The following is a 19,660-nucleotide window of genomic DNA, read 5'->3' on the forward strand; positions in this document are numbered from 1 at the left end:
AATTTCTTAAAAGGGCGGTCATATCTGACCGCCCTTTTCGCTTTGTTTCACAACGCCGTTGGTTTTGACGTCGCCCCTTTTTGAGTATGGTTGCGTTTTTTTAGTTTACGGCTGCGTTGATGGGGGTTGTGATGAGAGATGGTGTGATTTGTGAGATGGTTCGGCCCCATCGTGTTACGGGGTTTTCTGCGATGAAGATGATGTCGTTTGATCGCAGTTGGAACTGAGCGGCGAGGGTCAGGTGAGCTGCGTTTCTGGTATCGAGGTGCCACGCGGTGACGGCGCCGAACTCTCGGGGGTCCTGGGAGGCGCGCAGGATGTAGACCTCTGAGGCGTCGCCGGTTTCCTTGGCCACGCCGCCGCCGGTGTCATAGAGGGCATCGGCCAGTGTGGCGGAGTGGTTGAAGGGCAGGGCATAGCGGCCCTGGGTGCGGACTTCGCCGGTGAGGTATACGTAATCGCGGTCGACGGCGTCCAGCTCGATAGACTGGACGAAGTTGCTGCGGCGCTCATCCAGATCGGCACGGCGCAGGTTGACGGCCACGTTCAGCTCTTGCAGGGCGGTCTGACGGCCTTCGAGGACGGTCTCGCGCAGGGCGATCTGCTGGGCAAAGTAACGCTCGGCGCGATCCAGATCGTAGTCGGTGTCGACAAAGATCGAGTCATCGGCAATCAGGTTGAGGTTCTGCAGTTCGGTGCGGGAATAGAGATCCTCGAGCGGGATCTGATACATCTGCCCGTTGCGGTAGATGCGGACCGAAGAGTTGTCGATATCGCTGACCGAGACAGAGCCCGCGGCCGAAAGCGCCTCGCCCAGGGTGAGCTGGGTCAGGGTGATGGGCTGAACGCCGGGCTGGCCGACGGCACCGCCGACCGAGACGCGGCGGGAATTGAACTCGGCGATTTCCAGGCTGAAGGTGGGGTCGATCTGGTTCTCCACCAGACGCTGGAACAGCAGCGCCTCGGCCTCGTCCACGGTCAGGCCGACCAGGCGGACGCGGCCGACATCGGGAATATTGATCGAACCGTCATCCTGCACGGTATAGCCGTTGCGGCTGTTTTGCGCGGCCAGCAGACCTGACAGCTCTCCGGCAGTGCCCTGGGTTGAAGGTGTGGACAGAACCAGCACGTCACCGATGCCGATCGTGTAGGGGCCGGGGTTCACCTGCGGCGGCGGGTCCAGCTGCAGCCCGGCGCGCGATCCGCCCTGAGTCGAGGGGGCTTCGGGCAGGGGGCCTGTGCCGCGCAGGCTGGTAGAGGAACCCGATCCGGCGGATAGCCCGAACACCGAAGGCAGGGTTTTGGGCGAATACGGCGAGCGGTTGGCGACCATGACGGTCTCTGGCGTCACAGGTACGACGCGGACCTTGCCGGCGTCGGACACTCCGGCGGTTACGGAGGGGCTGCGGTAGATGGTCGAGCATCCAGTGATCAGGCCGCCAAGGGCCAGTGCACTGAGCAGAAGTGGAATTTGACGCACGAACTGTCCTCCGCTGTTCAAAATCTTACCTATCATTCGGGCACAACCTTTATGAACATGTTGCCCAGAAAGTCGCCGGTCCATTGCGAGGACTGGACGATCCGACCGGTGCTGTTTTGCACCCAGTAAATGTTGGTGAAGCGTTCGGCCACCCCATAGCAGTCTTCCTGGTGTTTTGCTGTTGCAACAGGGTTGCCGCGCAGCAGAATTGTCTCGGAACCCAGGGGGGTGATCCGGCATTTATAGGCGTGCAGCTCGATCTCATCATTGCCGTTGAGAAAGCTGTGGAACCGGTCGGCATGGCCTGAGTTGTTGGTCAGGATCAGGCGGGCGCTCTGGCGAACATCCGATCCGGACAGGCCAGTGCCGAAGCCCTTGGCCGAGGTCAGCATGCCCTGTTCCAGCGTGATTGTGGCGCCATCCGCGGTCAGCCAGGTCTGTACCCCGGTGCGTTCGGTCTCCAGCAGCATGATGCCGGCCAGATCGCGGCTGGGAAAGCCGACCTCAAGCCGGGGCGGGATCGGGCGACGCGCCCCAAGCGCCTCAGCACGGGGATGGAACCGGGGGGTGTTGGGAAACAGCGTGCCCTTCAGCAGATCGGCATCTTCCTGTGCCTCGCCGCAGGAGATAAGCGCCAGGGCCAGCAGGGCAGTGCGTACAGCCTTCATCGCCAGAACCTCCCCCAGCCGCGGGACAGATCCTGCGCCCGGGCTTCGCGGGTCACGCCGTAAAGCCGGTTGCGTACGTTCAGCCGTGCACCGCCATCGCGCAGGACCGGGCGGATGGTCTGGGCGATCTTGTTCCGCGACGGGCGGCCGGTCATCCAGGAGATGGGGATTTCCAGCCGGATGCCTTTGTCGAACGAGCCTTCGCCGAACTCTTCTGAACTGACATTGGTCAGGGTGAAGAAGGCGCCGACCTTGAAGCCGTTGTTGAACTCGCGATCCAGCGCAAAGGTGGCACCGTAATCGCCGGCCAGATAGCGCCCGACATCCACCTGCGCGTGGTAATCGCCCGGCAGATCGTAATAGGCCGAGATATGCCCGGTGGCGACTTTGTAATCCTGAAAGCCGAACAGCACGTCATAGTCGCGTTGGGCGACATAGTTGGCCTCGACCCCAAGGGCCAGACGGCTGTCGGCGGGAAACCACAGCAACTCGCCCGAAAGCCCGCCAAACATGGTCTCGAGATAGCCCAGCGTGGTGCGGGCATAGAGGTTGGTTCCGGGCCGCCACATATACTCGGCGGTCATATGTTCGACCCGCAGGTTGGATTCTCGGGCGTAGATTGCCCAGTCCGAGCGGACATGCGGCAGGGGTGAATCCGAGATGCGGGTGCTGTCATCCAATGTGCTGAGGATCGGCTGACGCAGCTCGGTCGACAGGGTGAAGCCGGGCAACAGGGTATAGTCCAGCCCCAACGCGGCCCCGACCTCGTACCGCAGCGGGTCATCGGGGTCGAAGAACGAGAAGTTCAGGTAGGGTCCGAACCGGTAGGAAAAATGCGGAAAGGCGTCGGTGAGGATGCCGCCCTGCACCAGCGGGATCGTGTCAGAGACCTCGGCCCGGGCAAAGCTGCGCCAGGCGTTGTCGGGGTCATGCTCCAGCTCATACAGGTCGTCGCGATTGACCCGTACCGCACTGAGCGGCACGCCGTCCGACATCAGCGCGATGTCAAAATGTTCGGTCTGCGGGGGTTCTTCATTTGCCAGCACGCGGGCGGTGCGCCCAAGCGCCTGGGCGGCCTGACCATATCTGTTGTTCTCGATCCCGACGCGGACGGTGTCGCCGCTCTCTGACAGGTAGACCAGCCGCAGCCCTTCCTGATCCAGCGCGCGCTGCAGCCGGTCGCGGATGTCGACGGGCGCGCGGTTGGCGGTGGCGGCCGCAACCTGGGATCTGGGCTGCAGAGGCGGCGGCGCGGCACCTTGTCCGCCAGGGGTCACCGCTTTGCGCGGGTCGATGAAGTAGCTGTAGGTCAGCCCAAGTGACGTGCCATAGAGAAAGGACGTGGTCAGCTGCGAGCCGTTTTTGAACCTGTATTGCGCACCGACATTGATGGGGGACCGGACCCGGAAGCTGCCGCCGTCGCCTTCCTGAGTGTACAGGTCGGGCGAGTACTCGGCCAGAAAGGTCAGTCGGTCATTATATTGCCAGCTCGCGCCACCAAACAGGGCTGCGTCACCGCGGAACCAGTTGCCGAACTCCAGTTCACCGCCCTGACCGTTCGAGTTCGAGGCAGGTCGGGTGTCGAACCGGCTGCCGAATACGCCCAGCGGGTTCGAGAATGCGCCCCGCCCCGCCATGCGCCCCCAGCCGATGCCGCCGGTCAGCTTGAACCGATCGCGAAAGGTTTTTGTGGCCACGAAGTACTCCGCAGCATAAACACCGGTGCCGCCGAAATCGCGCAGTCCCATCACAATGGCCGGGCCGTGCTTGCTCTCTTCGCGCAGCCGGAAGTGAAGGTCGAAACTGCGGTCGTATCGTTTGCTGCCGGGGCCATCCAGCTGGTCGATCATCGCATAGCGGAAACTGCCATGCACCCAGGGCAGCATCTGGAAGGTCATCGTCGCGCGCCCGGTATTGCGGAGCCCGGACGCAGTAAAGACCAGCATGCCGTCGTCGAACATCTCGGCCGTTGGAATCTCCAACAGGCCGGGCGTGCCATAGGTCGACACAGACTGCGCCTGCGCCATGCCAGTGGCAACAGTGCACGCCAAGGCCATCAGGCCCTTCAACCTTACAGATACCGCTCGAATCTTCACGTCAAGTTATCGCTTTTTTCTTGGCGCCTGATTAACCAATTCCAACCAAACTGTCTCCAATCAATCGCAACAACAAATCACACAAAATAAAATCAAACGATGAGTGCAATTAGTGAGTTCTGAAAGGTAACTAAATACAACCAAAGAGAGAGTATACTCTTGAAGAATGCATAGTTCAGTCGAGAGGTGAAGGGCGGGTTCGTTCTCTGCTCCGTACCATTTTGGCGTTATTTACTTAGTCTTCGGTCGACTACGTGAAGCGGTGGACGAAATCTTAAAAGGCCAAGCTTCGAGACCCGATCAAGCTTTCGATCAAGCACCGGCCCGACGGATCATGATGGCGAGGGTTCTCCAAACGATACGCGCGTCCATCGCCAACCCGGCGTTAGCGATATAGTACAGGTCGGCTTCCACTTTCCGTGTGGTTGCGTCAATGCCCTCGATATACCCCAGTTCGACCTGTGCCCAGCCGCTAATTCCAGGGCGCACTAAGTGGCGATTTTGATATCCAGGCACTTGGGACAGGTACATGCGGGCATGTTCGATATAGTCCGGTCGAGGACCGATCAGGCTCATTTCCCCTTTGAAAACATTGATAATCTGCGGCAGCTCATCAATTCGGGATTTGCGTAGAAAACGACCAAGCGGCGTGATTCTGTGCTCTTCAAGCGGGCAATCTGCGCTTCGTTCTATCTTTTCGACGGGACGCATAGTGCGGAACTTGTATGCGGTAAAGGAAACGCAATCGCGCCCCATTCGTTCCTGAGCAAAGATCAGCGGCCCCTTGTTCCAGAAAGGGTTCAGGATGAGCAGGATTACCCCACAAATCACCGTGATCGGTAACAAAACGAACGCGCTTACAGCAAGGTCAAACGCTCGCTTTGCCAGAGTGAAGTAGACACCAGAAGTGGAGGCCGCAGAACGCGACAGAGCAGCAGATTCCCGGGCTTCCTGGTTGGGCAAATCAAAATCAAACATAACTGCTGAAAAACCTTAACTACTTCGATTGTTAAACACGCAGGAATTGCAGCCACCCTGCATAAATCTTATATTAATCGTTTAGTAACGCAGCCGTGAGTTAGTCAACCATTTTGAGGCAAAATTGCCTTGAACTTTAACTTTTTCACCGGATTGTCACATAGCGGCGCTCAAAAAATGAGCCCGGGTCTTGTCGACCTTTCAGCCAGGGCGCATTGAGGGCGACTGCGGTTTCCAACTGCTTGCGCTGATGGGTCCTCCTACCCTCTGCGGTTTGGGCATGACTTCTTTTGTCCGGAGCTTGACGAAGCCAAATATTGGGGTTGTTCGGTTGCTTCTCGGTTCAAGTTCGAGCGTGGAGATCGACGCAAAGGAAGGGTCGTTGAAGACCATTTGGCGAATGGAAGACGAACCTCTCTAAACCAAGTCCTTCTTTCCCCGCGATAGCCATGCATTTGTGATATCTACTTCGGGCTTAGTGCCTTGAGCTCCGCGCTGACTGCCCCTTTCTGAACAGCTCACAAGCGGAAAATTTGGGGCGGGAATCATCGGCTCTGATTGATTATTGGGCGCTGGAAAATAATCCAATGTTGCGCAACGCATGTACGCTAGACGGGCTAGCATGTACCTGATATCGCTCGCGCATGAGCGAATCTTTCGTCGCTCGTTTTTAGATCAGAACAAGGCACGAGCGACTGTCGCTGTGCGGTAACTTAAAAGCATTGAAGTCGTGACGGAAAGTCTTAGCAAATTTCAAGACGAGACCCGTTTCCGAGTGCTCCGTCTTCTTGAGCAGAACCCCGAAATGTCACAGCGCGATTTGGCCGCCGCAGTCGGCATCAGCACTGGCAGCACGCATTACGTTCTCAAGGCCTTGGTGGACAAGGGCCTAGTGAAGCTTGGTAACTTTACAGCCTCAGAAGATAAGCGCCGCTACGCCTATGTGTTGACGCCAAAGGGCATTGCAGAGAGGGCAGCTCTGACCCGGCGATTTCTGATCCGAAAGATAGCAGAATACGAGATGATAAAAGCAGAGGTTGAAGAACTGAGCAGCGATCTCTCAGAAGTAGAATTCTCCGCCCTAAAAGCCTCGGCACTCAAAAAGTGATTTCAGCGTGCGTTTTATCGATATGTCATTTTCAGTGGTTTTAATGGACGTGTTTCACAAAGTTCGCAGCAGTATTGAGCGGTGGGTCGGATATGCATCTGGGCTGCGAGAGCAACCGAAAAGCAAGGCAGCTTTTAAGTGGGTTTCACTGCTGACAAGGGTTTCAGTTTCAGGTGTAAGGGCAGCGTTCTGGGGCGACAAATGTGCGGGTAAGCCCGTTTGAGATGAGACAAGGATGATGTTGAAAACGACTGTTCGGGAACTGCTGAAAGCCATTTTACCCTCAACACAACCGCCAATTTTGGTGGCAAGTATGGGGCGGTCCGGCTCAACGCTCATCTACAACAGCTTGGTCGAAGGTATGACCGCGAAACGATTTGGCACCCGGTCGCCCAAGCTTGGTGGTTTGGTGCGCGATACGGCATGGCGGCTAGGAGCTAAGCGTTACCGGAATGGGCGAGTCTACAAAACACATGATTTCCCCTATGGTCTTCAACCCGGTGAGCGGCCTTTGGTTGTATTCCTGTTTGGTTCGGCGAGCGATGCAGCACGCAGTGTTTTGCGGTGCGACACCACCTATGGGCGCGATTGGATCAAGGAACACTTAGAACACCTGCAAGCCGATGGTGTTTTCGAAGACATTCCGAACAATGACGTTTTGCGGTTTGGCGAACAGCTTGACGCTTGGTTGTCTTGTGAGGACGTACCGGTTCTGGCCCTTCGTTACGAAGATTTGTGGACCTCGGGGGCCGAAGAGGCACTGTCGAAGTTTGTAGGTCTACAAGTGCGCTTACCCGAGCGTCGTGCGCGTGAAAGCAAAGGTTTGGATCTCGGGGAAACAGGTGACCAACTAAAGGCCACCTACGCCGAAATTGACGCCCACGTGGCCTCGCTTTCTCCGGTTCTGACCAACGGTAGTGCAAAAAAGAGCCTTGGGATGCCTCAGGAGGCCAGATGACCGAAGCGGCATCACCAACCCCACCTGCAGGAAACTCCCGATTTAGCGGTGGTCTTCTCCGCAGTTCTGCCTTGGTGTTCGCCACCCGGATCCTCGCGCTCGTCTTCGGCTTCGTCGTGACGATAATTGTGGCGCGTTGGTATGGCACTTCGGCAACTGGGTTTGTGGCGCTAGTAAATTCATCGGCCCTCGTATTTGGCACCTTTGCTGTTCTTGGGCAAAACACGTTTCTGGTTCGTGAACTGTCTCATAAGGGTTCTGGCTTTGACGGCGTCGAAAGACGCCAACTTTACGTGCGATCGCTTACTCTGGTTTTGGTGACCTCTCTCGCTTTAGCCGGACCAGCAGCGTTCTTACTGCGACAGAGCTTTCCCGACCCTGTTTGGACCAGCTCATCAGCAGCGATATTTATTGTTGGCTTTGCTCTGGTTGGTCGCAGCTTTGTCGAGTTTTCGGTGAATACCAGCCGTGCGTTGGTTCCCGCGCCTGTGTTTTGCGCGCTACTCATCATGCCTGTCATCCTTAACTTGTCGATGGTGGGCATCTGGGGGAGCGTCGCCAACACGGCCGTCTTGGTTCCCAGCGCTTCGCTAGCCATCGCCTTGTGTGCAACGGGTGTCGCAGCGGTTAGCGTCAGCCTAGTCCGGCTAGGCTGGATGTCAGTCTCTTCGTCTGGCGAAACCTCTCCGCGCCCGAGGCAGGCTCTTCAAACGCCGTCCCTGCCCAGTCTAGTGAAGTTGGGTGCTCCATTCGCCATTGCAACGCTTTCGACAGTGCTCCTCACAGAGGGCAATATCGTTATGGCGGGGCTTTTCTTACCTGCATCTGAAATTGGCGTGTACTCGGTTGCTCATCGTACCTCGGTATTGGCGTCTTTCGCCCTGATATCCGTTAGCTTAATTGCTCAGCCTGAACTTGCTCGGCGCCGTTCGGGCGACCCTGGTGAGATGCGCCGATATGCGCGTCAGGTCAGCGATCTTATATTCTGGACAACAGTGCCGATTGTGGCCGTGCTCTTTCTTGCGCGGAGGTGGTTGATCGAGACTGCATTCGGCCCGGAATTTGAGCAGGCTTCGTCGCTATTGGTGATTTTGCTTTTAGGGCATGCGGTGGCCGCGCTTACCGGTGCGACCAACCCATATCTCACAATGACCGGAGGGCAGCACAAAGTTGCTAAAATCACGTTCTTTGCCGCCTGCATTTCAATCGTTCTGACGGTTGTTCTGACACCTCATTTTGGGCTCTGGGGGCCAGCGCTTGCGACTTCTGCCGCTCTGGCAATCCTGAATATCTCTGTTCTAGTGACCATCCGCCTACGCGATGGGTTCTGGTTGTGTTGGTTGCCGCGTTTTTCGAGCGCTGAAAGGCAAAATTCGTCAAGCGCGGAGGGTGGTCAGTGAAAGGCTTGTCATTACCCTACCGGCCGACACAGATGGACTACGTTTTTGTCCTGTTGTTGATGTGTTTTTCGGGCAACCAAGCATTCACCACTGGCCCGCGGCAGGAACCGCTGCTCCTGCTAATGTTTGTGGCCGTTTTCCTGCGGATGGTCACGATGCGGCGGGGGATCGAAACACGGACCTTCTTGTGGGTCATGTTGAGCGTGTCGTTGATCCTACTGATGCAGACACTCTTTTTGAATTACGTGTCGTTGACTACGCCAATTGGAATGATCGTCAAGCTTACCATCGGGGCCGGAGTGATCGCCACAGTGCGGTTCTTCCGCCTTGCTTTTGTGCGTGTGATGGTCTGGCTGGCGGTCTTAAGTTTGGTTTTCTATGTTCCGGCGGTTCTGCTTGGAATAGTCGGGGTCAAACTATACGAAATCGTACAACCGATCGCGGACATCGTTGGCGCACAGCCTGGTGGCGTCAATCCGCGGGTCAATATTCTTGTACATAATTTCATGGGCGGAGAAGCGCAGTTCCGAAATGCCGGAATCTTTTGGGAAGCCGGAGCGTTTTCAGGATACCTGCTTGTGGCTTTGGTTCTGCTTGGCTCGATCCGGTCTCATCTGCCCGTTTCAGTTTTCAAACGGTGGCGCATTTGCCTTGTGGTAGCGATCCTAACCACCTTTTCAACAGTTGGTTATTTGTTCTTGCCATTCGCTCTATTCGTCTCGCCATTGATAGCGGTCGAAGCGCGAGGCGACCATGTGAACCGGCTTTTGTGGGTTGTCGTTTTCCTACTGTTATTGATACCGGCATCTGGTTTTCTGATGCAGCTCGAGTTTCTGGGCCCCAAGATTCAAGAGCTTTATCTGCGCGCTGTGAATATGGAGGCTGGCTGGCAACTGTCGCGTTTCGGCGCGATGCTGTTTGATTGGGAGCACATTCGCCAACGTCCTGTTTTCGGCTGGAGCCCGGCAGACCCTGAGCTCTATTCCCTGTTCCCTTGGTTAGACAGATACGCCACCGGAAACGGGTTTAGTGGTTACATCCGAGAAATGGGCTTTGCAGGTATGTTGGTTTTCCTGGTGTCGTTCTGGGTCGGATTAGGACAAGTTGGCGTGTTCCGTTGGTCTAGGACCCTGATTTTTCTGATCATCGTTCTCCAGCTCAATGGACAGAGCTATCTGACCTATCCGTTTTATCTGGGGCTACATTTCATAGGGTTGGAGCGGCGCGCCAAACCTCTCCGCAGGACCTCAAGAGCAGGTGGAAAACAATCTTTTCCGTACGCCGTTGATGCTGCGCCACGCACGAATGAGAAGACACAGACGGTGTTAACGAGAGCCTAAGATCATGACTAAGATTTCTGTCATCACCGCCTGTTACAATGCGGCCGAATTCATTGAAACGACGCTGCGTTCGGTTCTGGATCAGAACTATGACGATCTCGAATACATCGTGATCGACGGAGGCTCGACGGACGGCACCCAGGAAATCATTGAGCGCTACAGGGACCGGCTTGCCTATTATGTTTCAGAACGGGATGACGGGCAGTATCAGGCTATTCAAAAGGGGCTTTCGCGCGCCACGGGTGAGGTGATGTGCTGGCTCAACGCCGACGACATTTTTATGCCTTGGACGCTCTCTGTCGTTGGTGAGGTTTTTGCGACCCACCCAGACGTCGACTGGATCACTGGTCAACCCGCATTCCTGAACCGCCGAGGCCAAGCCACTGCAATTTACGGCGCCGTTGCTGCCTATCCGCAGCACTACATCGCCAATGGTTGGTACAACCGAGATCTGGGCGGCTTCTTGCAGCAGGAAAGTATGTTCTGGCGTCGGCCGCTTTGGGAAAAGACCTCGGGTCTCGATTTTTCTCTTCGATACGCAGCGGATTACGGTCTTTGGACGTCTCTTGCCAAACACGCGTCTTTGGTCCCGGTCTCGGTGCCGTTGGCGGCGTTTCGAAAACTGCCCGGTGAGCAGCGTTCAAGCACCGGGGCAGAGGAATACGATGCTGAAGTGGCACGCGTTATGGCTGAACTACCTGCTCCGCCAGTGCTTTGGAAATGGATGTCTAAGCGCGGCTTGGTAGGGCGCAGTTTTGCGCGGATCATGTTGCGCCGCCGTGCTCCGGCAATCTTCTATGACGAGACAACCAGCACGTGGCAAAAGATCGAAACCTGGCGCCCAATTGCGCGGGTAAGCCTCGGCGATATGAGACATCAGTACGTGCTGCGGAACGGACGCAAGGAAGTTAAATCATGAATCTACCCGATGCCAAGCACACCATCCGCAAGGCGCGCCGTGCTGTTCTAAAGCGTGGACAGTATGCCCTGATGCGCAATATTCGGGCGCGCACGGCGGAGGAGAAACGCCTGCTTGAGACGGGACCTTGTGTTTTGGCAAACTCAATTCCCAAGGCTGGAACTAACCTTTTATCTCGCATCCTCCGCATGATGCCCAATACGGTTGACCGCTGGGGTTATCATATAGACGAAACATTGCCTGGTATTGAGCGCCAGTTGCAGGCCGTAAAACGTGGACAAGTGTTGACTGCACACTTCCCTTGGTCCGAAGGGGTGGCAGGCTTGGCCCGTGATTTGGACTGCCGGGTTTTCCTGATGGTCCGGGATCCGCGTGATATCGCCGTGTCAAACGTTAACTACGTGACTCGAATGGATCTTTCGCATCCATTGCACCAGGTTTTGGCCCAGTTGCCAGACGATGACGCTCGCCTGCTAACGATGATAGATCCTCCCGCCGACGTGCTTGCTGGTTTGCCTGAGGCATGGAAGAACGAAGGGCTCACTACGTTTCTGCCGTGGTTGGATGAACCTAATTGCCTGATAGTGCGTTTCGAAGACCTCGTTGGAGCCAAAGGTGGGGGCAGCGATGAAGTTCAACGCAACACGATCCGACAGATCGCAGATCACATAGGTGCAGACGTTGATGAAGTAACCATCCAAAAGATGGCTGACGAGCTGTTCGGCAGTTCGGGGTCCAAGACGTTCCACAAAGGCCAGATCGGCGGCTGGAAGGAACATTTCAAACCTCAGCACATAGCGGCTTTTAAGCGCCGTTCGAACGAAACGCTCCTCCGAATGGGGTATGAAAAGAGTACGGATTGGTAAGGTAGATGGGTATTGGTTTTCTTGGTTACGACCTGTTCGACGGCGACGTTTCGCGTTGTGCCGACGAAATCGTTGAAGCCGCAGCGACCGGCAGGCGCGACTGCAAGCTGTTTTCTTGTCTAAACCCGCATTCCTACGTGGTTGCAAAAGATGATGGTGTCTTTCGTGATGCCCTACAAAGTGCAGATTGGTTGGTTCCGGATGGCTCGGGCGTTGTATTAGGCGCGAAACGGCTTGGGTTGCCAATCTCAGCGCGGGTTACTGGCCCCGATGTTTTTCTGGCGACTATGGATCGACTCAACCAAAGCAACGGGTCTGTCTTCTTCTTGGGTTCGACGGACGACACTTTGGAAATAATCCGCAGGAAAGTTGAGGAAAACTATCCTGGAATTAATCTGGTTGGCACATTCTCTCCACCGTTCAAAACGGAGTTCGCAGAAGAAGAGAATGCCCAAATGATCGCCGCAATAAACGCAGCACAACCAGATGTATTGTGGGTTGGAATGACCGCGCCGAAACAGGAAAAGTGGCTTGCTGCGCACCGTGCAGAACTCGAAGTGGGTGCAGCCGGAGCGATTGGCGCCGCCTTTGACTTTTTTGCGGGCACAGTAAAACGCTCGCCGAAAGTTTTCCGTGCGCTTGGCCTTGAGTGGTTACCGCGCCTGCTGCGACAACCCCACCGCCTGTGGCAAAGAATGTTTGTTTCAGCGCCTGTTTTCCTTGCGGACGTCCGGTCCGAGCGCCTGCATCAGGCCCGTACCCAGAAGAGTATGCACTGACAAACAGTGCCCCTTTTTGAGTATGGTTGCGTTTTTTTAGTTTACGGCTGCGTTGATGGGGGTTGTGATGAGAGATGGTGTGATTTGTGAGATGGTTCGGCCCCATCGTGTTACGGGGTTTTCTGCGATGAAGATGATGTCGTTTGATCGCAGTTGGAACTGAGCGGCGAGGGTCAGGTGAGCTGCGTTTCTGGTATCGAGGTGCCACGCGGTGACGGCGCCGAACTCTCGGGGGTCCTGGGAGGCGCGCAGGATGTAGACCTCTGAGGCGTCGCCGGTTTCCTTGGCCACGCCGCCGCCGGTGTCATAGAGGGCATCGGCCAGTGTGGCGGAGTGGTTGAAGGGCAGGGCATAGCGGCCCTGGGTGCGGACTTCGCCGGTGAGGTATACGTAATCGCGGTCGACGGCGTCCAGCTCGATAGACTGGACGAAGTTGCTGCGGCGCTCATCCAGATCGGCACGGCGCAGGTTGACGGCCACGTTCAGCTCTTGCAGGGCGGTCTGACGGCCTTCGAGGACGGTCTCGCGCAGGGCGATCTGCTGGGCAAAGTAACGCTCGGCGCGATCCAGATCGTAGTCGGTGTCGACAAAGATCGAGTCATCGGCAATCAGGTTGAGGTTCTGCAGTTCGGTGCGGGAATAGAGATCCTCGAGCGGGATCTGATACATCTGCCCGTTGCGGTAGATGCGGACCGAAGAGTTGTCGATATCGCTGACCGAGACAGAGCCCGCGGCCGAAAGCGCCTCGCCCAGGGTGAGCTGGGTCAGGGTGATGGGCTGAACGCCGGGCTGGCCGACGGCACCGCCGACCGAGACGCGGCGGGAATTGAACTCGGCGATTTCCAGGCTGAAGGTGGGGTCGATCTGGTTCTCCACCAGACGCTGGAACAGCAGCGCCTCGGCCTCGTCCACGGTCAGGCCGACCAGGCGGACGCGGCCGACATCGGGAATATTGATCGAACCGTCATCCTGCACGGTATAGCCGTTGCGGCTGTTTTGCGCGGCCAGCAGACCTGACAGCTCTCCGGCAGTGCCCTGGGTTGAAGGTGTGGACAGAACCAGCACGTCACCGATGCCGATCGTGTAGGGGCCGGGGTTCACCTGCGGCGGCGGGTCCAGCTGCAGCCCGGCGCGCGATCCGCCCTGAGTCGAGGGGGCTTCGGGCAGGGGGCCTGTGCCGCGCAGGCTGGTAGAGGAACCCGATCCGGCGGATAGCCCGAACACCGAAGGCAGGGTTTTGGGCGAATACGGCGAGCGGTTGGCGACCATGACGGTCTCTGGCGTCACAGGTACGACGCGGACCTTGCCGGCGTCGGACACTCCGGCGGTTACGGAGGGGCTGCGGTAGATGGTCGAGCATCCAGTGATCAGGCCGCCAAGGGCCAGTGCACTGAGCAGAAGTGGAATTTGACGCACGAACTGTCCTCCGCTGTTCAAAATCTTACCTATCATTCGGGCACAACCTTTATGAACATGTTGCCCAGAAAGTCGCCGGTCCATTGCGAGGACTGGACGATCCGACCGGTGCTGTTTTGCACCCAGTAAATGTTGGTGAAGCGTTCGGCCACCCCATAGCAGTCTTCCTGGTGTTTTGCTGTTGCAACAGGGTTGCCGCGCAGCAGAATTGTCTCGGAACCCAGGGGGGTGATCCGGCATTTATAGGCGTGCAGCTCGATCTCATCATTGCCGTTGAGAAAGCTGTGGAACCGGTCGGCATGGCCTGAGTTGTTGGTCAGGATCAGGCGGGCGCTCTGGCGAACATCCGATCCGGACAGGCCAGTGCCGAAGCCCTTGGCCGAGGTCAGCATGCCCTGTTCCAGCGTGATTGTGGCGCCATCCGCGGTCAGCCAGGTCTGTACCCCGGTGCGTTCGGTCTCCAGCAGCATGATGCCGGCCAGATCGCGGCTGGGAAAGCCGACCTCAAGCCGGGGCGGGATCGGGCGACGCGCCCCAAGCGCCTCAGCACGGGGATGGAACCGGGGGGTGTTGGGAAACAGCGTGCCCTTCAGCAGATCGGCATCTTCCTGTGCCTCGCCGCAGGAGATAAGCGCCAGGGCCAGCAGGGCAGTGCGTACAGCCTTCATCGCCAGAACCTCCCCCAGCCGCGGGACAGATCCTGCGCCCGGGCTTCGCGGGTCACGCCGTAAAGCCGGTTGCGTACGTTCAGCCGTGCACCGCCATCGCGCAGGACCGGGCGGATGGTCTGGGCGATCTTGTTCCGCGACGGGCGGCCGGTCATCCAGGAGATGGGGATTTCCAGCCGGATGCCTTTGTCGAACGAGCCTTCGCCGAACTCTTCTGAACTGACATTGGTCAGGGTGAAGAAGGCGCCGACCTTGAAGCCGTTGTTGAACTCGCGATCCAGCGCAAAGGTGGCACCGTAATCGCCGGCCAGATAGCGCCCGACATCCACCTGCGCGTGGTAATCGCCCGGCAGATCGTAATAGGCCGAGATATGCCCGGTGGCGACTTTGTAATCCTGAAAGCCGAACAGCACGTCATAGTCGCGTTGGGCGACATAGTTGGCCTCGACCCCAAGGGCCAGACGGCTGTCGGCGGGAAACCACAGCAACTCGCCCGAAAGCCCGCCAAACATGGTCTCGAGATAGCCCAGCGTGGTGCGGGCATAGAGGTTGGTTCCGGGCCGCCACATATACTCGGCGGTCATATGTTCGACCCGCAGGTTGGATTCTCGGGCGTAGATTGCCCAGTCCGAGCGGACATGCGGCAGGGGTGAATCCGAGATGCGGGTGCTGTCATCCAATGTGCTGAGGATCGGCTGACGCAGCTCGGTCGACAGGGTGAAGCCGGGCAACAGGGTATAGTCCAGCCCCAACGCGGCCCCGACCTCGTACCGCAGCGGGTCATCGGGGTCGAAGAACGAGAAGTTCAGGTAGGGTCCGAACCGGTAGGAAAAATGCGGAAAGGCGTCGGTGAGGATGCCGCCCTGCACCAGCGGGATCGTGTCAGAGACCTCGGCCCGGGCAAAGCTGCGCCAGGCGTTGTCGGGGTCATGCTCCAGCTCATACAGGTCGTCGCGATTGACCCGTACCGCACTGAGCGGCACGCCGTCCGACATCAGCGCGATGTCAAAATGTTCGGTCTGCGGGGGTTCTTCATTTGCCAGCACGCGGGCGGTGCGCCCAAGCGCCTGGGCGGCCTGACCATATCTGTTGTTCTCGATCCCGACGCGGACGGTGTCGCCGCTCTCTGACAGGTAGACCAGCCGCAGCCCTTCCTGATCCAGCGCGCGCTGCAGCCGGTCGCGGATGTCGACGGGCGCGCGGTTGGCGGTGGCGGCCGCAACCTGGGATCTGGGCTGCAGAGGCGGCGGCGCGGCACCTTGTCCGCCAGGGGTCACCGCTTTGCGCGGGTCGATGAAGTAGCTGTAGGTCAGCCCAAGTGACGTGCCATAGAGAAAGGACGTGGTCAGCTGCGAGCCGTTTTTGAACCTGTATTGCGCACCGACATTGATGGGGGACCGGACCCGGAAGCTGCCGCCGTCGCCTTCCTGAGTGTACAGGTCGGGCGAGTACTCGGCCAGAAAGGTCAGTCGGTCATTATATTGCCAGCTCGCGCCACCAAACAGGGCTGCGTCACCGCGGAACCAGTTGCCGAACTCCAGTTCACCGCCCTGACCGTTCGAGTTCGAGGCAGGTCGGGTGTCGAACCGGCTGCCGAATACGCCCAGCGGGTTCGAGAATGCGCCCCGCCCCGCCATGCGCCCCCAGCCGATGCCGCCGGTCAGCTTGAACCGATCGCGAAAGGTTTTTGTGGCCACGAAGTACTCCGCAGCATAAACACCGGTGCCGCCGAAATCGCGCAGTCCCATCACAATGGCCGGGCCGTGCTTGCTCTCTTCGCGCAGCCGGAAGTGAAGGTCGAAACTGCGGTCGTATCGTTTGCTGCCGGGGCCATCCAGCTGGTCGATCATCGCATAGCGGAAACTGCCATGCACCCAGGGCAGCATCTGGAAGGTCATCGTCGCGCGCCCGGTATTGCGGAGCCCGGACGCAGTAAAGACCAGCATGCCGTCGTCGAACATCTCGGCCGTTGGAATCTCCAACAGGCCGGGCGTGCCATAGGTCGACACAGACTGCGCCTGCGCCATGCCAGTGGCAACAGTGCACGCCAAGGCCATCAGGCCCTTCAACCTTACAGATACCGCTCGAATCTTCACGTCAAGTTATCGCTTTTTTCTTGGCGCCTGATTAACCAATTCCAACCAAACTGTCTCCAATCAATCGCAACAACAAATCACACAAAATAAAATCAAACGATGAGCTGCTGTTTGGGCTAGGAAAATGATCCACTCACCTGCGCAGAGCGGGTTTTGCGGCTTACCTCCAAGTCGAAAAACTGTGCTTTTCGAGAAATTTATGGGATTTTTTGCGGATGCGGCATTCTCAGGTCAAAACAGCTGTGATACGTTTTCGCCAAGACTTGTTTTAGGAGATTCACAATGATCAGAATGACACTTCTGATTGTGGCCCTTTCAGCCACAAGTGCGTACGCACAAGAGGCCGGCGGTAGCGCAGCTGCTGCCCAAGGCAGCGGTAGTGCTGGTGCCGGGGCAGGCGCTGGTTCTGGCGCAGGAGCTGGTGCTGGCGCCGGGGCGGCGGCCGGTGCTGCAGGAGCGGCTGGTATCACAGGGTTTGTGCCGCTTGTCGCTCCCGCGCTTGCTGCAGCAGCGGCGGGGGTCGGTCTAGCGGCTGCGGGTGGCGGTGGTTCATCTAACAGCACCACAAGTACGGTTGGCACCAACTAAACGAAAAGTTTCATGCCAAAAAAAGAAAGAGCGTGCCAGGTTGGCGCGCTCTTTCTTTTTTGCGGAGCGATTTTAGTCGCTGTAATATTTGTTAGCGTAGCTGCCGTAGGAATAGCCGTAGTGTTTGGCGTTCCGGGCATTGATCTGGCCCAGAATAAGTCCAGCCAGACGCTGATTGTCAGTATGGAACAACCGGAGGGCTTCGGTAACGTCCTGCTCTGATGTATCGTTCCATTTGATGGTCAGCAGCACTGCATCAGCGTTACGCGCAATCAGACGCGCGTCTGAAACCAACAAGGTCGGGGGCGTATCGATCAGGATAACATCATACTGTTTGCGCATGTCCTCCAGGAACTGTTTGAACCGTTCTGATGCAAACAAGTCAGCCGCGTTGGCCGAGCTTTCTTCTCCAGCCAAGATGTCACAACCCAACAAGGGGTCTTGGAAGATCGCTTCTTGGGCGGTCGCATCACCGGCCAGTACGGATACGATGCCCTTTCGCGGTACGCCCTCCAATTGCGCGGTCATTGTCAGGCGGCGAATATCACCTTCGACCAGCAAGACCTTTTTACCGATTCCGACAAAGTTCTGCGCCAGCGCGAGCGAGTTCGTTGTCTTACCTTCGCCGGGCAGGGCCGATGTCATAACTACGACCTGAGGTGGGCGGTCCACGTTAGACAACATCACCGATGTGCGCAGGTTACGTACGGCCTCTGCAGTGGCAGAGGAGGGTTTATTGGCAAGATACTCCAGCACCTTGCGGCGCTTACGAGCCGGAAAGATCGGAATCTGGCCCAAAACACTGTAACCGGTTTTGCGCTCTAATTCTTGGGCGGAGCGAAAACCCTTTCGGCGTGTTTCGAGAAGCAAAACGATACCCGAGCCCAGCAACAGACCCAGAATAAGGGATAGCGCCAGGATGCGAGGTTTCTGAGGTGAAGCTGGATTGTTAGGGATCACAGCACTCGACAGTTGCCGACTGTCCGCTTTCTGGATGCCCTCCTGGGCCGATGTCTCTTTTAGGCGAGCCAGAAAATACTCGTACAGCAGCCGGATCGCTTCGGCTTCGCGTGCCAACTGTTGCAGCGTAATCAGGTCAGCGTTTTGTTGCGAGATTTGCTGGCCCAGTTCTTCGGATGACTGCGTCAAGGCCTGAGCCTGCTGCGCGGCTCGTCGCGCTTCAAGCGCGGTGCGGGCAACAAGGCGTTGAAATGCGGTGTCGAATGCCTCTTCACCTGCGCCGGATTCTTCGATTTGCTCAAAAAGGCGTTCCAGTTGCGGGTTCTGACTGACCTGTGCTTGCTCTGCACGGGTATCCGCAGCGATCAAAGCTTCATAGCGCGCCTGCGCTGCCTCATTGGTCGCCTCAGCTGAAATACCGCGTTCGCGCAGGTCTTTAAGTTGCACTTCCTGTAACTGAAGCGCTTGGGGCGAGATCAGCGCAGTTGTCGCATTGAACTCGCTAACCTTTGCTTCGGCGGTTTCCAGTTCGATCTGCAGTTCCGTCACCCGATCAGTCAGCCACGCGGTTGCCTGTTCGGTCGCCTCAAACTTCACCTCGATTTGGTTCAGCACATACAGTTCAACAATTGTATCGGCGATCAAGGCGGATTTGCGGGCTGACTCAGTTTCGACCGTGACCTCAAAAACATAACTCTGCCGCACATTGTGCACCGAGATCTTCTCGAGCAAAGCTGTGATAACGCTGTCTCGGGTTAATTGCTTGGCCAACTCTTCAGGTACTTCTTCGGGCGGGCCGCCCGCTCCGAGCATCGCTTTTACAAATTGTTTCAGGCCGGCGAGCGTGGACTCAGGTTGAAGCGCGCCATTAAATTCTGGGTCCGAAGCTAAATCCAACCGGTCCACAACTTTTCCCATCAGGCCGCGGGACTTCAGCACTTCAAGTTCTGAATTCACCTCGGTCGTGTCGCCGGCTAGCCCACCTACAACGCTTTGCAGGTCGACTACGCTGGCCTGGTCGGTTTCCAGCATGACCACGGCTGTGGATCGATACAGTGGGACTGCGGCTATAAAGGCGTAATATCCACCAACTAAGATGGCTGCAGCGGTTGCCAGTGCGATAATCCATTTACCGCGCCACAAGGTTCCGATCAACGCACCCAAGTCGATCGTATCTTCTCCGGTTTCTTCGATCACCGGAATTCCACCTGCTTTGAAATCGGCGTCGTGAATTGGAACCTGCTTCATATCAAATTTACAATCCCAAATACCTTTAAACACGCGGGACGCGTGTACTGCCGCTCTCTACACGCGTTGAGAAAAATGATAAAGGGGCGCGC

At 57.4% G+C, this 19,660-nt stretch carries 16 protein-coding genes; 8 read left to right on the plus strand and 8 right to left on the minus strand.

Annotation, left to right across the window (positions count from 1 at the left end; translation table 11 throughout):
- Nucleotides 1-100: 100 nt before the first annotated feature.
- The 4 genes from ACR0EO_RS15680 to ACR0EO_RS15695 form a co-directional block, all read right to left on the minus strand.
- The gene (locus ACR0EO_RS15680) at nucleotides 101-1,516 is read right to left on the minus strand and encodes a polysaccharide biosynthesis/export family protein (protein ID WP_480691440.1); all 1,416 of its coding nucleotides are present in this window, start codon (nucleotides 1,514-1,516) and stop codon (nucleotides 101-103) included.
- Complete coding sequence (locus tag ACR0EO_RS15685) at nucleotides 1,513-2,148, minus strand: YjbF family lipoprotein (protein ID WP_480691441.1); 636 nt, start codon at nucleotides 2,146-2,148, stop codon at nucleotides 1,513-1,515. The genes ACR0EO_RS15680 and ACR0EO_RS15685 overlap by 4 nt, the downstream gene beginning before the upstream one ends.
- Nucleotides 2,145-4,157: a YjbH domain-containing protein gene (locus ACR0EO_RS15690; protein ID WP_480691442.1), complete on the minus strand. Its 2,013-nt coding sequence runs from the start codon at nucleotides 4,155-4,157 to the stop codon at nucleotides 2,145-2,147. The genes ACR0EO_RS15685 and ACR0EO_RS15690 overlap by 4 nt, the downstream gene beginning before the upstream one ends.
- Nucleotides 4,158-4,556: 399 nt before the next feature.
- Complete coding sequence (locus tag ACR0EO_RS15695; RefSeq protein WP_480691443.1) at nucleotides 4,557-5,222, minus strand: sugar transferase; 666 nt, start codon at nucleotides 5,220-5,222, stop codon at nucleotides 4,557-4,559.
- Nucleotides 5,223-5,952: 730 nt separating this feature from the next.
- Between ACR0EO_RS15695 and ACR0EO_RS15700 the strand changes: the two genes are divergently transcribed.
- The 7 genes from ACR0EO_RS15700 (at nucleotide 5,953) to ACR0EO_RS15730 (ending at nucleotide 12,592) form a co-directional block, all read left to right on the plus strand.
- A complete protein-coding gene (locus ACR0EO_RS15700) occupies nucleotides 5,953-6,330 on the plus strand; it encodes a MarR family EPS-associated transcriptional regulator (RefSeq protein WP_480691444.1) in 378 nt (125 codons plus the stop codon).
- Nucleotides 6,331-6,565: 235 nt separating this feature from the next.
- Nucleotides 6,566-7,288 carry a hypothetical protein gene (locus ACR0EO_RS15705; protein WP_480691445.1) on the plus strand — a complete coding sequence of 241 codons (723 nt, stop codon included), beginning with the start codon at nucleotides 6,566-6,568 and terminating at the stop codon, nucleotides 7,286-7,288.
- Complete coding sequence (locus ACR0EO_RS15710) at nucleotides 7,285-8,688, plus strand: flippase (protein WP_480691446.1); 1,404 nt, start codon at nucleotides 7,285-7,287, stop codon at nucleotides 8,686-8,688. The genes ACR0EO_RS15705 and ACR0EO_RS15710 overlap by 4 nt, the downstream gene beginning before the upstream one ends.
- Nucleotides 8,689-8,720: 32 nt before the next feature.
- Complete coding sequence (locus ACR0EO_RS15715; RefSeq protein ID WP_480691447.1) at nucleotides 8,721-10,028, plus strand: hypothetical protein; 1,308 nt, start codon at nucleotides 8,721-8,723, stop codon at nucleotides 10,026-10,028.
- A 4-nt stretch (nucleotides 10,029-10,032) separates the two neighbouring features.
- Nucleotides 10,033-10,947, plus strand: a complete 915-nt coding sequence (locus ACR0EO_RS15720) for a glycosyltransferase family 2 protein (RefSeq protein WP_480691448.1) — start codon at nucleotides 10,033-10,035, stop codon at nucleotides 10,945-10,947.
- A complete protein-coding gene (locus ACR0EO_RS15725; RefSeq protein WP_480691449.1) occupies nucleotides 10,944-11,813 on the plus strand; it encodes a sulfotransferase domain-containing protein in 870 nt (289 codons plus the stop codon). The genes ACR0EO_RS15720 and ACR0EO_RS15725 overlap by 4 nt, the downstream gene beginning before the upstream one ends.
- A 5-nt stretch (nucleotides 11,814-11,818) precedes the next feature.
- Nucleotides 11,819-12,592 (plus strand): WecB/TagA/CpsF family glycosyltransferase, encoded by a 774-nt coding sequence (locus ACR0EO_RS15730; RefSeq protein ID WP_480691450.1) that lies wholly within the window; start codon nucleotides 11,819-11,821, stop codon nucleotides 12,590-12,592.
- Between the two features lie 36 nt (nucleotides 12,593-12,628).
- On the opposite strand, the gene ACR0EO_RS15735 is transcribed toward ACR0EO_RS15730, so the two are convergent.
- From ACR0EO_RS15735 to ACR0EO_RS15745, 3 genes are read right to left on the minus strand one after another with little or no spacing between them, the layout of a single operon-like run.
- Nucleotides 12,629-14,044 carry a polysaccharide biosynthesis/export family protein gene (locus tag ACR0EO_RS15735; RefSeq protein ID WP_480691440.1) on the minus strand — a complete coding sequence of 472 codons (1,416 nt, stop codon included), beginning with the start codon at nucleotides 14,042-14,044 and terminating at the stop codon, nucleotides 12,629-12,631.
- Nucleotides 14,041-14,676 carry a YjbF family lipoprotein gene (locus ACR0EO_RS15740; RefSeq protein WP_480691441.1) on the minus strand — a complete coding sequence of 212 codons (636 nt, stop codon included), beginning with the start codon at nucleotides 14,674-14,676 and terminating at the stop codon, nucleotides 14,041-14,043. Before ACR0EO_RS15740 ends, ACR0EO_RS15735 begins: the two co-directional genes overlap by 4 nt.
- Nucleotides 14,673-16,685 (minus strand): YjbH domain-containing protein, encoded by a 2,013-nt coding sequence (locus tag ACR0EO_RS15745; RefSeq protein WP_480691442.1) that lies wholly within the window; start codon nucleotides 16,683-16,685, stop codon nucleotides 14,673-14,675. Before ACR0EO_RS15745 ends, ACR0EO_RS15740 begins: the two co-directional genes overlap by 4 nt.
- 369 nt (nucleotides 16,686-17,054) lie before the next feature.
- Between ACR0EO_RS15745 and ACR0EO_RS15750 the strand changes: the two genes are divergently transcribed.
- Nucleotides 17,055-17,360 carry a hypothetical protein gene (locus ACR0EO_RS15750; protein ID WP_480691451.1) on the plus strand — a complete coding sequence of 102 codons (306 nt, stop codon included), beginning with the start codon at nucleotides 17,055-17,057 and terminating at the stop codon, nucleotides 17,358-17,360.
- 72 nt (nucleotides 17,361-17,432) lie between these two features.
- On the opposite strand, the gene ACR0EO_RS15755 is transcribed toward ACR0EO_RS15750, so the two are convergent.
- Nucleotides 17,433-19,568 carry a polysaccharide biosynthesis tyrosine autokinase gene (locus ACR0EO_RS15755; protein ID WP_480691452.1) on the minus strand — a complete coding sequence of 712 codons (2,136 nt, stop codon included), beginning with the start codon at nucleotides 19,566-19,568 and terminating at the stop codon, nucleotides 17,433-17,435.
- Between the last annotated feature and the right edge of the window lie 92 nt (nucleotides 19,569-19,660).

This window comes from Ruegeria sp. BE9 (genome assembly GCF_056538765.1).

Bases quoted from the DNA above. Each gene is read 5' to 3' on its own strand.
- ACR0EO_RS15680 (WP_480691440.1), bottom strand. From the start codon at position 1,516: ATGATAGGTAAGATTTTGAACAGCGGAGGACAGTTCGTGCGTCAAATT.
- ACR0EO_RS15685 (WP_480691441.1), bottom strand. From the start codon at position 2,148: ATGAAGGCTGTACGCACTGCCCTGCTGGCCCTGGCGCTTATCTCCTGC.
- ACR0EO_RS15695 (WP_480691443.1), bottom strand. From the start codon at position 5,222: ATGTTTGATTTTGATTTGCCCAACCAGGAAGCCCGGGAATCTGCTGCT.
- ACR0EO_RS15705 (WP_480691445.1), top strand. From the start codon at position 6,566: ATGATGTTGAAAACGACTGTTCGGGAACTGCTGAAAGCCATTTTACCC.
- ACR0EO_RS15710 (WP_480691446.1), top strand. From the start codon at position 7,285: ATGACCGAAGCGGCATCACCAACCCCACCTGCAGGAAACTCCCGATTT.
- ACR0EO_RS15715 (WP_480691447.1), top strand. From the start codon at position 8,721: ATGGACTACGTTTTTGTCCTGTTGTTGATGTGTTTTTCGGGCAACCAA.
- ACR0EO_RS15720 (WP_480691448.1), top strand. From the start codon at position 10,033: ATGACTAAGATTTCTGTCATCACCGCCTGTTACAATGCGGCCGAATTC.
- ACR0EO_RS15725 (WP_480691449.1), top strand. From the start codon at position 10,944: ATGAATCTACCCGATGCCAAGCACACCATCCGCAAGGCGCGCCGTGCT.
- ACR0EO_RS15730 (WP_480691450.1), top strand. From the start codon at position 11,819: ATGGGTATTGGTTTTCTTGGTTACGACCTGTTCGACGGCGACGTTTCG.
- ACR0EO_RS15735 (WP_480691440.1), bottom strand. From the start codon at position 14,044: ATGATAGGTAAGATTTTGAACAGCGGAGGACAGTTCGTGCGTCAAATT.
- ACR0EO_RS15740 (WP_480691441.1), bottom strand. From the start codon at position 14,676: ATGAAGGCTGTACGCACTGCCCTGCTGGCCCTGGCGCTTATCTCCTGC.
- ACR0EO_RS15750 (WP_480691451.1), top strand. From the start codon at position 17,055: ATGATCAGAATGACACTTCTGATTGTGGCCCTTTCAGCCACAAGTGCG.
- ACR0EO_RS15755 (WP_480691452.1), bottom strand. From the start codon at position 19,568: ATGAAGCAGGTTCCAATTCACGACGCCGATTTCAAAGCAGGTGGAATT.